Raw genomic sequence first — 13,502 nt, 5'->3', positions numbered from 1 at the left:
GACCCCGCCGCCCCTCCTCTTCGAGACCGAGGTTGCTTCGCTTTCAGCGGCTCCAGAGCGAAGCAACCTCGGTCTCGAAGAGGAGGGAGAGGGTGCGGGGCGGGTCAGTGCGCGAAGTGGCGCGTGCCCGTGAGGTACATCGTGATCCCGGCGGCCTCGGCCGCCTTGACGACCTCCTCGTCCCGGATCGAGCCGCCCGGCTGCACGACGGCGGTGACCCCGGCGTCGAGCAGCACCTGGAGGCCGTCGGCGAACGGGAAGAACGCGTCCGACGCCGCGACGGCCCCCCGCGCACGCTCGACCGGACCGGACTCACCCTCGGCCAGCGTGTTGGCGCGCTCCACCGACAGGCGGCACGAGTCCACGCGGTTCACCTGGCCCATGCCGATGCCGACCGCGGCCCCGTCGCGCGCCAGCAGGATCGCGTTCGACTTGGCGGCGCGCACGGCCTTCCACGCGAACGTGAGGTCGGCGAGCACCTCGGGCGACGCGGCCTCGCCGGTGGCCAGCGTCCAGCTCGCGGGGTCGTCGCCGTCGGCCTGGAAGCGGTCGGTCGCCTGCAGCAGGAGGCCGCCGGAGATCGGCCGGGACTCGACCTGCGTCGCGGGCGCCGAGGGCACGACCAGCAGGCGCAGGTTCTTCTTGGCCTGGAGGATCTCCAGGGCCTCGGGCTCGAAGCCCGGCGCCACGACGACCTCGGTGAACACCGGCGCGATCTGCCGCGCCGCCTCGGCCGTGACGGTGCGGTTGGCCGCGATCACGCCGCCGTACGCGCTGACGGGGTCGGTCGCGTGCGCCTTGGCGTGGGCGGCGGCGATGTCGGAGCCGACGGCGATGCCGCACGGGTTGGCGTGCTTGATGATCGCCACGGCCGGGCCCTCGTGGTCCCAGGCGGCACGCCAGGCGGCGTCGGCGTCCACGTAGTTGTTGTAGCTCATGGCCTTGCCGTGCAGCTGCTCCGCCTGCGCGAGGCCGGTCACGCCGTCGCCGCGCGTGTAGAGGGCCGCGCGCTGGTGCGGGTTCTCGCCGTAGCGCAGCACGTCGGCGCGCTCCCAGGTGCCGCCGACCCAGGCGGGGAAGCCGGTGGCGACGGGGCCGTCGGCGGCCTCCACGACGTCCGTGGGCGACACGACGGAGCCCATCCAGGACGCGACGGCGACGTCGTACGTCGCGGTGTGCACGAACGCCGCGGCCGCGAGCGCCTTGCGCTGGGCGTAGGTGAACCCGCCCGCCCGCACGGCGGCCACGACGTCGTCGTACCGCGCCGGGTCGACGACGACGGCGACCGACGGGTGGTTCTTCGCCGCGGCGCGGACCATGGAGGGTCCGCCGATGTCGATCTGCTCGACCACGGCGTCCGGCCCGGCGCCCGACGCGACGGTCGCGGCGAACGGGTAGAGGTTGACGACGACCAGCTCGAACGGCGCGATGTCGAGCTGCGCGAGCTGGTCGAGGTGGTCCTGCTTGCGGGTGTCGGCGAGGATGCCGGCGTGCACGCGGGGGTGCAGCGTCTTGACGCGGCCCTCGAGGCACTCGGGGAAGCCCGTGAGCTCCTCGACCGGGGTGACGGGGATGCCCGCGTCGGCGATCTTCGACGCGGTGGAGCCGGTGGAGACGAGCTCCACGCCGGCCTCGTGCAGCGCGGTGGCGAGCTCGATCAGGCCGGTCTTGTCGTAGACGCTGAGCAGCGCGCGCCGCACGGGGCGCTGCGAGTCGTCGGTGAGCTGGACGTCAGGGGTGGACGGGGCGCCGGACATGGCGGTTCTCCTCGGAGGTAGCTTCGCGGAAAACCCTGGCACCCAGGCGGGCGGCGCGCATCACGGGTCGCTCGGCCGCTCCCCGGTGGTGACCCACCCTCGCCAGTCACGGCCGGTCGCAGTCTACCGGGCGGCCGGTCGAGGCCGCCGGGCCGTCCCGCCCGGCGGCCTCGGGGGTCACGCCGCCGACAGGTCGGAGAGGTCCAGCACGAACCGGTAGCGCACGTCGTTCGCGGCCAGCCGGCGCAGCGCGGTCGCGACCTGCGCCGAGGGGAGCACCTCGACGTCGGCGGTGATGCCGCGCTCGCCGCAGAAGTCGAGCAGCTCCTGCGTGCGCGGGCGCCCGCCGCTGCCCGCTGAGGCGAGGCTCTTGCGCCCGATGAGCAGGTCCGGGGTCTCCAGCGAGACCGGCCCGAGCCAGCCGAGCGAGACGAGGGTGCCGTCCAGCGCGACGAGCCGCAGCAGCGGGCCGAGGTCGTGCCGCGCCGAGATGGTGTCGATCAGCAGGTCGATCGTGCCGGCGGCGCGGGCGAGGTCCGTGTCGTCGGTGGTGACCACGACGTCGTCGGCCCCGAGGGCGCGGGCGTCGTCCGCCTTTCCGGGCGTGCGGGTGAGCACGACGACGCGCGCACCCAGCGCCGCGGCGAGCCGCACCGCGAGGTGCCCGAGCCCCCCGAGCCCGGCCACGCCGACGGTCATGCCCGGGCCCGCCGCCCACCGGCGCAGCGGCTCCCACACGGTGACCCCGGCGCAGAGCAGCGGGGCCACGGCTGCCGGGTCGAGGTGGGCGGGCCGGTGGTAGACGAAGTTTTCGCGGACCACGTACTCGCCGGAGTACCCGCCGAGCGTGGTCGAACCGTCGTGCCGGTCGCGGCCCCCGTAGGTCAGCGTCGGGAACTCGGCGCAGAAGTTCTCCTGCCCCGCCCGGCACATCGCGCACGTGCCGCACGAGTCGACGATGTTGCCGACGGCGACCTGGTCGCCGACGGCGAACCGCGTCACGGCGTCGCCGACGGCGACGACCTCGCCGACGAACTCGTGCCCCGGGACCAGCAGTCCGTCGCCGTCGGCCGCGTGGGCGTGCAGCGCGGACAGGTCGGAGTGGCAGACGCCGCAGTAGGTGACGCGGACCGCGACGTCGTCCAGGCGGGGGTCCCGGCGCTCGATGGTGCGGAGCGTGAGCTCCTTCTCGGAACCCTGTGCCCCGTAGGCGCGGGTGGTGCGCATGACAGCTCCTCAAATAAACAGACTGTTCGGTCTGGTTTGAGGCTACGGCAGCCACGCCCCGTCCGGCAAGCGGCCGCCGGGTATCCTCGCCACGTGCCCGACAGGAAGCCCCCGACCGCTCGCGGCGCGGCGACGTGGCACCGCATCCTCGACGCCGCGTACGCCGAGTTCGCCCAGTTCGGGTTCGCCGGCGCCCGGATCGAGCGGATCACGAGCGCCGCCCGCACGAACAAGGCGCAGCTCTACGGCTACTTCGGGACCAAGGACGCCCTCTTCGACGCCGTGCTCGCCGAGTCGTTCCGGCAGATCATCGACCTCGCCACCATCGACGCGGGCGACCTGCCCGGTTGGGCGGTGCGCCTCTACGACGAGTACCTCGAGCACCCGGACATCGTGCGGCTGGCGACCTGGACCCGGCTCGAGCGGCGCCCCCAGGGCTACCTCGTCGACGAGTCCGACCGGCAGGACGCCGAGAAGCTGGCCGCCATCGCCGCCGCCCAGGAGGCCGGCGTCGTGCGCCAGGGCGACCCCTTCGACATCATGACCCTGGTGATCGCGATGTCGATGGCCTGGTCGCCGGTGAGCACCGTGTACGCGGCGCACCCCGGCGAGGACCCGGCGGACCACGACCGACGGCGGGAGCTCCTGCGGGAGGCGGTGCGCCGGGCACTGGCACCGTCCTGACGGCTCATGCCGCCGCGGTCCACTCGACCACGTCGTGCTCCCACGTGTCCGGCAGGCCGATGCGCCACAGGGGTCGCACCAGGAACAGGGCCACGAACAGGCAGGCCCACACGCCGGCGAGCACACCCAGCGCGGGCCCGATGCCGAGGTGGGCGAGCAGCAGGCTGCCCACCAGGGGCGCCGCCGGGCCCGCCACGAGGCTGGTGAGGCCCATCGTCGCCGACATCCGGCCCTGCAGGTGGCCCGGGGTGATCGCCGTGACGTACGCGAGCATCCCCGCGTTGAGCGCGGGGGCGAACAGCATCGCGCCGGTCAGCGCTCCGACGAAGCCCCAGAAGGTCGGCAGCACCGCCATCACCGCGAGCGCCAGGCCGAACATCCCGATCGTCAGCGCCGTCAGCGCACCCACGCGGACCCGCTTGACCAGGACGCCCGCGAGGACCGCACCGGCGAGCACCCCGATGCCGACCGCCGTGCTGACCAGACCCACGAGCGCGGGCGCCGTCCCGATCTGGACGAGGTGCAGCGTGATCGCTGTCATGGCACCGTTCAGAACCACGTTGACCAGCATGAACACCCAGATCATGGTGCGCAGCAGGGGTACGCCGAAGACGTACCGCAGCCCGTCGCCGAGCGCGGCCAGGGGGCGCTCCGTCCGGGCGTCGCGGAGGTCGCCGTTGAGGGGCTCGCGCACCAGCGCCGCCGTCGCCACCGAGACCAGCCGGCCTGCGGCCGAGACCGCGAACGGCAGCACCGCGCTCATCCCGTAGAGCAGCCCACCGATCGGCCCCTGGAGCAGGGTCGCGGCGGCGTCGCGCCCCTGCGCCACCGACATGGCCTCGCCGAGCTGCTCCGTGGGCACCACCGCGTGCAGGGCGGCGGTCCCCGCGGGGTCCAGGAGCGAGCCCACCACCGACGACACGAACAGGGCGCCGGCCAGGTGCGGCGCGGTGATCGCGAGGCCGTCGGCGAGCCCCGCCACGACCACGCTGATCCAGGCGAGCGCCGCGACGGCACCGCCGACCATCAGGAGCCGACGGCGGTCCACCCGGTCCACGACCACCCCCGCGGGCAGCGTCATGAGCACGGACCCGAGCTGGCCGACGAACGCGATCACACCGGCCTCGACCACCGACCCCGTGACCGCGTAGGCCGCCAGCGGGACGGCGAACGCCCCGACGGCCGCGCCGACGTCCTCGGCCGTGGCGCCGGTGAGCAGCAGCCGGTAGGAGCGGTTTCTCCAGAGCGTCGTCATGGCCACCACCGTAGATGCGCAACTGCAGTTGCGCAATGAGGATTGCGCAACTGGTGGTGCGGAACTTTGTTAACCTGGTCCGATGGCGACGAAGGAGCCCTTCCGCATCACGGATCCGGAGACCATGCGGGCCCTGGCCCACCCGCTGCGGCAGCGGATCATGGTCGAGCTCAACGTCCGTGAGCACGCCCGCGCGGCCGACCTCGCCAGGACGCTCGGGGAGCCGGCCAACGCGATCAGCTTTCACCTGCGGGTGCTCGCGAAGCACAGGTTCATCGAGGAGGCGCCCGAGCTCGCACGCGACAAGCGCGACCGGGTGTGGCGCCCGCTCGTGGAACGCTTCCTCCTCGACGGGAAGGTCGGCGACGAGGACCAGATGCTCGACCCGATCCTGCGGTGGACGCGGGAGATGTTCCTGCGCGACCGCGACGCCCCCGGCTCCCGGGACGACTTCCACCAGGGCACGGCCAGCGGCGCCTTCTTCACCCGCGAGGAGGCGGAGCAGATGATGGAGGAGGTCTTCGCCGTCATGGAGAAGTGGTGGGACCGGACGGCGGCGGCCAAGCGTGCCGACCCCGACGACCCCGAGCGGAAGTACTACCAGATTCTCCTGGCCGTCGGCCCGCGGGACCTGGCGGCCGAGCCGGATGCCTGAGCCCCTGTCCCCTGTGCCAGCGCGTCGGCCGCCCAGGTGTCCGGCGTCCCGATGCGCATCAGCGGCCGGGTGAGCGCGAGCGCCACGAGCAGCACCACCATCGCACCCACCATCACCCACAGGGTGGCGCCGATGCCCCAGCCCTCCAGGAGCGCGCTGCCCAGGACCGGAGCCGCGGGCGCGGCGACCAGGCCGGTCAGGCCGAGCAGCGACGTGGCGCGCCCCATCATGCGGTCGGGCACGATCACCGTGAGGTAGCCGGTGAACCCCGCGTTGAGCGCCGGGTAGAGGAACACGCCCAGGGCGAGCATCGCGACGAACACCCAGTAGGTCGGCGCGAGCGCCATCACCGCGAGCGCCCCGGCGAGCACCCCGACGGTCAGCACCCCGAACCGGCCCACGCGGGTGTGCCGCACGATCGGGCCCGCGACGATCGCGCCCGCGAGCATGCTGATCCCCGCACAGGCGTCGACGAGCCCGATCAGCCGCGGGTCGGTGCCGGTGCGCACCAGCTCCAGGTTGATCGCCACGACCAGCGCGATCGACGTCAGGTTGAGCAGCGTGATCAGCACGAGCACGGCGCGGAACAGCGGCACGCGCCCGACGAACCGCAGGCCCTCGCGCAGGTCGTCCAGCGGGTGGGTGGGTTCGGTGCGGACCTCGTTGAGCGGACGGCGCACGAACGCCACCGCCACCAGCTCGACCGCGTGCCCGACCACCGAGCCGACGAACGGCAGCACGTGGGCCATGCCGTACAGGAACCCGCCGACCGGCCCCGCGAACAGGGCCACCGCAGCCATCCGCCCCTGGTTGACGGCCATCGCGTTCGGCATCTGGGCCGCGGGGACGACGGCGCGCAGCGCCCCGCCGGACGCCGGGTTCACGAACGCGCTCACCGCCGACGACCCGAACAGGACCGCCGCCAGGTGCCACGCGCTCAGGCCGCCCGCGAGCCCCGCCGCGACGACCGTCGCCCACAGCGCCGTGCCCGTGGCGGCGGCGACCAGCAGGAGCGCGCGCCGGTTCACGCGGTCCGCGACGACGCCGGCCGGCAGGGTCGCCAGGAGGGCGCCCACCTGCCCGAGACCGCTGATCAGCCCGGCCTGCCCGACCGACCCGGTCACCTCGAACGCGAGCAGCGGGATCGCGAAGGTGCCGACTCCGGCCCCGATCGCCTGGGCGAACCGCCCGGTGGTGAGGAGCACGTAGGCACTGTTCCTCCGCAGCGGCGGCGCGGGCGGCGTCTCGACGGTCACGGCGCACAACATATCGGGCACCAGGGTGAAATCCGCCCTCGCTCCCCGCCCCTCCCCTTGGTCTCACAGGAGAGTTCCTACTGCGCCGAGAGTCGCGGGGCGGCCGTCGTCGTCGTACCTGCCCGGCATCCAGCCCGCCGCTCGCAGCACTGCCGACAGGGTCTCGACCATCGCCCCCCGCACGTCCGTGGCGGTGAACCGCAGCAGCCGCGACCCGCCGACCGCGACGAGTGCGTTCTGCCGCCGCCTGTCCCGGAACACGGCCTCAGGGGTGTCGTGGACCTCGGCCCCGTCGACCTCGGCCAGCAGCCAGGTGCCGTCGGGCAGGTGCCACGCGAGGTCGACGCGGCCGAGGAAGACGCCGTCCCCGTCCACCGCCTCCAGCTGCAGGGTGTCCGGCGGGATCCCGGCATCGACGCACGCCAACCGTGCCCGGGACTCGAGCGGCGACTCCGAGCGACCGTCCGCCAGCTGCCACCAGGGATGCGTGGTCTCCACGTGCCGGTGACCTCGGGCCAGGTCGTGCGCCGTCACCAGGTCGTCGACGGTGGCGGTCCGCGTGTGCAGCAGGTCGTCCATCGCGGCCACGGCGTCGTCCCGGCGCATCTGGCCGACGCCGAGGGCGAGCGCGTCCGTGATGCTCGCGATGCGGAACTCCCCGGCGAACCTGGCTGTCACCATGTCACCCGCCGCGCGGAACACGATCCCGTCCCGCGCGGGCCGCCATCCCCCGCCGGGTACCACCACCTCGGGACGGATCGTGCGCGGCAGACCCTTGACCGTGTACAGCGCGAGGGCGCACAGGCCGACGGCGGTCGACCCCGGGCCGCCCGCGAGCAGGCCGATCCACGCCGCACGGCGTCGGAGATGGTCGAGCACTCCAGGATGTGTCCGCAGGTGGGGCGGTACGACGTACGTGTCGAACACGCCCCGGGCGACCCGGATCAGCCGGCACTGCCGCACCAGCCGGTGCCGCCAGGACGCATCGACCCCGATCTCCTCGAGCTGCGCCCCGGAGATCAACCCCTCCTGCCGGGAGGCGATGACTTCCAGCTGCACGGGGAGAGGCTTGAGCGGTCGCATGAGACCTATCGGACCATGCAAGACCCGCTAACTCACATCAACAACCATCATTTGTGGATAACTCCGTGGCCCGACTCGCCGGAGGCCATCCGCCCGATCCTCTTCGAGACCGAGGTTGCTTCGCTTTGAGGCGGCTCAAAGCGAAGCAACCTCGGTCTCGAAGAGGATCCGGCGGGACGGCAGGGGGACGGCGGCCCGGCCCGGCCCGGCCCGTCAGCGGCCTATCGTGGCTCGGCGGCCCGTGACGTAGAGGCCCTCGCGGGCGATGCGGCCCACCGTCTCGACCAGCAGGGCGCGCTCGGCGACCTTGATCCGGTCGGTGAGGGTCGGCTCGTCGTCGCCGTCCTGCACGGGGACGGCGGCCTGGGCGAGGATCGGGCCGGTGTCGACGCCGTCGTCGACCAGGTGCACCGTGCAGCCGGTGACCTTGACGCCGTGGGCGAGCGCGTCGCGGACGCCGTGCGCGCCCGGGAAGCTCGGCAGCAGCGCGGGGTGGGTGTTGACCATGCGGCCCTCGAACCGCCGCACCACCTCCGGCGCCAGGATGCGCATGAACCCGGCGAGGACCACGTAGTCCGGCTGGAACACCGAGATCGCCTCGAGCACGCCGGCGTTCCAGGCGGTGCGGTCCTCGAAGTCCTTCATCGCGACGACGGCGGAGGCCACACCGGCGTCCCGGGCCAGGTCGAGCGCGCCCGCGCCGGGTCGGTCCGAGACGACGCCGACGACGCGCGCCCCGTAGGCCGGGTCGCCGTGCGCCGCGAGGAGCGCCCCGAGGTTGGAGCCGCCGCCCGAGGCGAGGACCACGAGGCGCTTGGCGGAGCTGGACTCGACGGGGTGACCGGAGGGCGTCTGCACGGCGAACAGCCTACGTCGTCGAACCCCGTGGTATCCGGCCGCCACGGAAGACCCTCTAGGGTCTGTGGCATGGAGCACCTGTCCGCCGCCCAGGCCCGGGAGCACGCCGCGCTGGTGGCGGACCTGCACACCCTGACCGCCGAGCAGTGGCGTTCGCCGTCGCTGTGCGGCGAGTGGACGGTGGAGGAGGTCGTCGCGCACCTCGGTGCCGCGTCGCTGCTGGGCCCGGTGCGCTGGCTGCGGAGCATGGCCGAGGCGCGGTTCGACCCGGACGTGCACAACCAGCGGCGCCTGGAGGAGTTCCTCGGGGCCACGCCGCGCGGGACCCTGGACCGGTTCGCCGAGGCAGGACCCATCCGGCTGCCGTTCCGGGAGAGCCCGGGCGGGCTGGGCGAGCTGATCGTCCACGCGGAGGACATCCGCCGGCCGCTCGGCCTGGTGCACGCCCCCGACCCCGGGGCACTCGCGGCGGTGGCCCGCTTCTTCGCGACCAAGGACTTCGCGGTGAACAGCCGGACCGTGGTCAAGGGCCTGCGCCTGGAGGCGTCCGACGCCGGCTTCCGCACGGGCCGGGGCCCGGAGGTCGTGGGACCGCTGCTCTCCCTCGTCATGGTGATGGCGGGGCGGCCGGCGTTCCTGCCCGACCTCGACGGCGACGGCATGCCGGAGCTGCGCCGGCGGCTCGGTCAGGCGTCGGCGGGCACCTGACCGTCGGCGGAGGACTCGTCCCGCCCGGCCTCGCCCTCGTCCGCATCCGGCACGCGGTCCGGCGCCCGGTCCGGCACGTGGTCCGGCGCCGCTCCGCCCACGTCGTCACCCGTGGCGAAGATCGCCCCGACGCCCGCGCCGAGGCGCGTGTCCTGCGCGTTCTCCCGCACCCGGGCCAGCATGCCCGAGGCGTCCGCCGTGGCGCCGACCAGCACCGCCGCGGCCCCCGCGACCACCTCGCCGGCGATCAGTCCCGCGGACGCCAGCGGGTTCGCGCCGACCTCCGACAGCCGCCCCGGCCCGCCCGCACCCGCGGCGACCCACTGGCCGGCCAGCATGAGCACCCCCGGCGTGAGGAGCACACCGGCGAGCACCCAGGCGACGTCGGTCCAGCGCACCAGCTCCGGCTCGAGCCGTCGCCAGGCGAACAGCCCGGCCACGACGCCGCACGCGATCACGAGCACCGGCGCCCAGGCGCTGACCGCGTTGGCCCAGTCCTCGCCGGGCAGCGCGCCGAGCAGCGGGATCGCGGGCAGCGGCCCGGAGATCGTGCCGAAGGGCGTGAAGCTCGTGCCCTCCCCGACGGCGAAACCCGCACCGGCGAGCCAAGAAGCCGCCCAGAGCACGAGGTTGGGCAGCAGCGCGAGCTGGGCCACGGCGAACACGATGCCGCCGGTCCAGCCGGGTTCGAGGGCGGTGATGATGTCGGACGACGTCGCCCGGCCCGCCACCGCCCACGCGACCACCAGCAGCGCTGACGCACCCACGAGCAGCGCCGTCGCCACCGTGCCCGCGCGCAGGCCGAGCCGGAGCGTCGCGGGCACGAGGTCGCGGCCGGTACGGCGCAGGGCGAAGACCTCCGCGCGTTCGCCCAGGGCTGCGGGTCCGGGCGCGTCAGGACGGGCAAGGAGCCCCAGGCCGGTGCCGAGCCCGCCCATGACCAGGCCGCCCACGGCCGCGAGCGCGAGCGACCAGCCCGGTGCGCTGCCGGCGAGCAGGGCGACGCCCGTGGCGCCCAGCGCGTACGCGACCGTGCCGGCGGCCCAGCAGCGCACGGTGGTCACGGCGAACCGCTTGGCCGACGCGTAGACGGCGAACAGCGCGAGCACCGCGATGCCGAGCGGGGCGAGGGAGACGGTGACGTCGTCCGCGGTGAGCGGCACGCCGTGCCCGAGGAGCCACAGGCCCGCCGCGATCTCGACCGCGGAGCGCACCTGGACGGCGTCGGCGGCGCCGTCGGCCGGGGCGGCCTGGGCCGCCGTCCCGACGAGGTAGGCGACGACGGCGGGCAGGACCACGACCGCGAGGGACAGCACCAGCGCCTGCGCCGACGCGACGGCGCCGGCGACGAGCTGGGCGAGGGTCGACGGCCCGGCGGGCTGCGCGGGCTCGTCGACCAGCCGGCTCCGCCGGGCGGCCGGCCTGCTCGCCGGACGGCTCGTCCGGGCGCCCGGGGCGCGAGGGGCGGTGGTCGGGCGGGGTGGTGCGCTCACGCCCTCATCTTCACCCGCCCCCCGGTGTCACACGGGGGACATCCTTCGGCGCGCCCGGGTGAACCTGCCCGGATATCACGGCCGGACATGGATCTGACGGAGTGGTCTGGGGTAAAAGCCCGGTTCGCCACGCGACGAGGCCCCTCGCCCGGCGCGGCCGGGGCGAGGGGCCTCGTGGTCAGCGAGTCGTCAGAGCGACTGCAGGATCTCGCGCATGAGGTCGGCGGTCTCGGACGGCGTCTTGCCGACCTTGACGCCGACGGCCTCGAGGGCCTCCTTCTTGGCGGCGGCGGTGCCGGACGAGCCGGACACGATCGCGCCCGCGTGGCCCATCGTCTTGCCCTCGGGGGCGGTGAAGCCCGCGACGTAGCCGACGACCGGCTTGGTGACGTGCTCCTTGATGTACGCGGCGGCCCGCTCCTCGGCGTCGCCGCCGATCTCGCCGATCATCACGATCGCCTTGGTCTCCGGGTCGTTCTCGAAGGCCTCGAGCGCGTCGATGTGCGTGGTGCCGACGATCGGGTCGCCGCCGATGCCGATGGCGGTCGAGAAGCCGAAGTCCTTCAGCTCGTACATCATCTGGTAGGTCAGCGTGCCCGACTTGGACACGAGGCCGATCGGGCCCTTGCCCGTGATGGTGTGCGGGGTGATGCCGGCGAGCGACTCGCCCGGCGTGATGATGCCCGGGCAGTTCGGCCCGATCATCCGGGTCTCCTTGCCCTGCAGGTACGACCACACCTCGGCGGTGTCCTGCACCGGCACGCCCTCGGTGATGACCACGAGCAGGCCGATGCCCGCGTCGATGGCCTCGATGGCGGCGTCCTTGGTGAAGGCCGGCGGCACGAAGACGACGGAGACGTCCGCGCCGGTCTCGGCCATGGCCTCCTTGACCGTGCCGTACACCGGCAGGGTCACGTCGTTGCCGGCCTGGTCCTTGTGGGTCACCGTGGTGCCGGCCTTGCGGGCGTTCACGCCGCCGACGATCTGCGCGCCCGAGTCGAGCATCAGGGCGGTGTGCTTGGCACCCATGCCGCCCGTGATGCCCTGGACGATGATCTTCGAGTCCTTGTTCAGGTAGATCGACATTGTTGTGGAGTCTCTGCTTTCGAAGTCTTCAGCGGGCGATCAGGCGGCGGCAGCCTTGGCGGCGGCGAGGTCGGCGCCACCGTCCATGGTGTCGGCGAGGGTGACGAGCGGGTGGTTGCGCTCGTTCAGGATCTGGCGGCCGAGCTCGACGTTGTTGCCGTCGAGACGGACGACCAGCGGCTTGGAGGCCTCGTCGCCGAGGATGTCGAGCGCGCCCACGATGCCGTTCGCGACCTCGTCGCACGCGGTGATGCCGCCGAACACGTTCACGAACACCGACTTGACCTGCTCGTCGTTCAGGATCACGTCGAGACCGTTCGCCATGACCTGCGCGTTGGCGCCGCCACCGATGTCGAGGAAGTTGGCGGGCTTGACGCCGCCGTGCTTCTCGCCGGCGTACGCGACGACGTCGAGCGTGGACATGACCAGGCCCGCGCCGTTGCCGATGATGCCGACCTCGCCGTCGAGCTTGACGTAGTTGAGGTCGTTCTCCTTGGCCTTCGCCTCCAGCGGGTCGGCCGCGGCGGAGTCCTCGAGCTCGGCGTGGTCCGCGTGGCGGAAGCCCGCGTTCTCGTCGAGGGTGACCTTGCCGTCGAGGGCGACGATCTCGCCGTCCTCGGTGCGGACCAGCGGGTTCACCTCGACCAGCGTGGCGTCCTCGGCCTCGAAGACCGTCCAGAGCTGCTGGATGACGGCGGCGACCTTGCCCTTGATGTCGTCCGCGAAGCCCGCGGCGTCCACGATCTCGGCGGCCTTGGCCTCGTCGATGCCGACGGCCGGGTCGACGGCGATGCGGGCGAGGGCCTCGGGACGCTCGACGGCGAGCTGCTCGATCTCCATGCCGCCCTCGACCGAGCACATCGCGAGGTAGTTGCGGTTGGACCGGTCCAGGAGCACCGAGAAGTAGAACTCCTCGGCGATCTTGGCGCCCTGGGCGATCATCACGCGGTGCACGGTGTGGCCCTTGATGTCCATGCCGAGGATCTCGGCGGCCTTCTCGGCGGCCTCCGCGGGCGAGTGGGCCAGCTTGACGCCGCCCGCCTTGCCGCGACCACCGGTCTTGACCTGGGCCTTCACGACGACAGTACCGCCGCCCAGCTTCTCGGCGCCTTCGCGAGCTTCCTCGGGGGTCGTCGCGACAACCCCACCCAGCACGGGCACGCCGTGCTTCTCGAAGATGTCGCGCGCCTGGTATTCGAACAGGTCCACCCTGCTGCGTCCTTCCATCGGGATGCGGCCCTCAGACGTCGTAGTCGCCCGGAGCCCGGCTGAAGCGATGTCTCGACGTCAAGACATCCCGGTACAGGGTAGCCCCGTATTGCTTGTGGTTCCGAACGAAGCGGCGGTATTCCGCGGCTCTCTACGTGGCGGTCACCACAGCCTGCGTCAGGGCAATGTGTCAACCAGGGTTGACACGCTCCGTTGCGTCAACCAAGGTTG

Annotated in this window: 12 protein-coding genes and 1 riboswitch; of the genes, 3 read left to right on the top strand and 9 right to left on the bottom strand. The window is 73.2% G+C overall.

Annotated elements, in window-relative coordinates; genetic code table 11:
• Window positions 1-104: 104 nt before the first annotated feature.
• Together purH and APR03_RS11510 are read right to left on the bottom strand one after the other, a co-directional pair.
• Window positions 105-1,757, bottom strand: coding sequence for a bifunctional phosphoribosylaminoimidazolecarboxamide formyltransferase/IMP cyclohydrolase (gene purH, locus APR03_RS11515; RefSeq protein ID WP_253835800.1), 1,653 nt, complete (start codon window positions 1,755-1,757; stop codon window positions 105-107).
• 33 nt (window positions 1,758-1,790) lie between these two features.
• A riboswitch (ZMP/ZTP riboswitch) is annotated at window positions 1,791-1,877 on the bottom strand.
• Between the two features lie 57 nt (window positions 1,878-1,934).
• Window positions 1,935-2,984 (bottom strand): NAD(P)-dependent alcohol dehydrogenase, encoded by a 1,050-nt coding sequence (locus APR03_RS11510; protein WP_253835798.1) that lies wholly within the window; start codon window positions 2,982-2,984, stop codon window positions 1,935-1,937.
• A gap of 93 nt (window positions 2,985-3,077) precedes the next feature.
• Between APR03_RS11510 and APR03_RS11505 the strand changes: the two genes are divergently transcribed.
• Window positions 3,078-3,668 carry a TetR/AcrR family transcriptional regulator gene (locus APR03_RS11505; RefSeq protein WP_253835796.1) on the top strand — a complete coding sequence of 197 codons (591 nt, stop codon included), beginning with the start codon at window positions 3,078-3,080 and terminating at the stop codon, window positions 3,666-3,668.
• Between the two features lie 4 nt (window positions 3,669-3,672).
• Here APR03_RS11505 and APR03_RS11500 read toward each other — a convergent pair whose 3' ends face one another.
• Window positions 3,673-4,923, bottom strand: a complete 1,251-nt coding sequence (locus tag APR03_RS11500) for an MFS transporter (RefSeq protein ID WP_253835794.1) — start codon at window positions 4,921-4,923, stop codon at window positions 3,673-3,675.
• A gap of 82 nt (window positions 4,924-5,005) precedes the next feature.
• On the opposite strand from APR03_RS11500, the gene APR03_RS11495 reads away from it, so the two are divergent.
• The gene (locus tag APR03_RS11495; protein ID WP_253835791.1) at window positions 5,006-5,578 is read left to right on the top strand and encodes a winged helix-turn-helix domain-containing protein; all 573 of its coding nucleotides are present in this window, start codon (window positions 5,006-5,008) and stop codon (window positions 5,576-5,578) included.
• On the opposite strand, the gene APR03_RS11490 is transcribed toward APR03_RS11495, so the two are convergent.
• From APR03_RS11490 to purN, 3 genes are all read right to left on the bottom strand, one after another.
• The gene (locus APR03_RS11490) at window positions 5,521-6,834 is read right to left on the bottom strand and encodes an MFS transporter (protein WP_253835788.1); all 1,314 of its coding nucleotides are present in this window, start codon (window positions 6,832-6,834) and stop codon (window positions 5,521-5,523) included. The two genes, APR03_RS11495 and APR03_RS11490, sit on opposite strands and share 58 nt — an antisense overlap.
• Window positions 6,835-6,897: 63 nt before the next feature.
• A complete protein-coding gene (locus APR03_RS11485; protein ID WP_253835786.1) occupies window positions 6,898-7,893 on the bottom strand; it encodes a type IV toxin-antitoxin system AbiEi family antitoxin domain-containing protein in 996 nt (331 codons plus the stop codon).
• A 237-nt stretch (window positions 7,894-8,130) separates the two neighbouring features.
• Window positions 8,131-8,775, bottom strand: a complete 645-nt coding sequence (purN, locus tag APR03_RS11480; RefSeq protein WP_253835783.1) for a phosphoribosylglycinamide formyltransferase — start codon at window positions 8,773-8,775, stop codon at window positions 8,131-8,133.
• 69 nt (window positions 8,776-8,844) lie between these two features.
• Between purN and APR03_RS11475 the strand changes: the two genes are divergently transcribed.
• Window positions 8,845-9,483: a maleylpyruvate isomerase family mycothiol-dependent enzyme gene (locus tag APR03_RS11475; protein WP_253835780.1), complete on the top strand. Its 639-nt coding sequence runs from the start codon at window positions 8,845-8,847 to the stop codon at window positions 9,481-9,483.
• Here the strand turns inward: APR03_RS11475 and APR03_RS11470 are convergent.
• The 3 genes from APR03_RS11470 to sucC all read right to left on the bottom strand — a co-directional run bounded on the left by APR03_RS11470 (window position 9,462) and on the right by sucC (window position 13,271).
• Window positions 9,462-10,976 (bottom strand): cell division protein PerM, encoded by a 1,515-nt coding sequence (locus tag APR03_RS11470; RefSeq protein ID WP_253835778.1) that lies wholly within the window; start codon window positions 10,974-10,976, stop codon window positions 9,462-9,464. The two genes, APR03_RS11475 and APR03_RS11470, sit on opposite strands and share 22 nt — an antisense overlap.
• A 189-nt stretch (window positions 10,977-11,165) precedes the next feature.
• Window positions 11,166-12,062: a succinate--CoA ligase subunit alpha gene (gene sucD / locus APR03_RS11465; RefSeq protein ID WP_253835776.1), complete on the bottom strand. Its 897-nt coding sequence runs from the start codon at window positions 12,060-12,062 to the stop codon at window positions 11,166-11,168.
• 39 nt (window positions 12,063-12,101) lie between these two features.
• Window positions 12,102-13,271: an ADP-forming succinate--CoA ligase subunit beta gene (sucC, locus tag APR03_RS11460; protein ID WP_253835774.1), complete on the bottom strand. Its 1,170-nt coding sequence runs from the start codon at window positions 13,269-13,271 to the stop codon at window positions 12,102-12,104.
• Window positions 13,272-13,502 lie beyond the last annotated feature (231 nt).

This window comes from Promicromonospora thailandica, assembly GCF_024171955.1.
GTDB lineage: Bacteria > Actinomycetota > Actinomycetes > Actinomycetales > Cellulomonadaceae > Promicromonospora > Promicromonospora thailandica.
The sequence above is the reverse complement of the archived record's forward strand: the minus strand, read 5'-3'. Positions and strand labels throughout refer to the sequence as shown.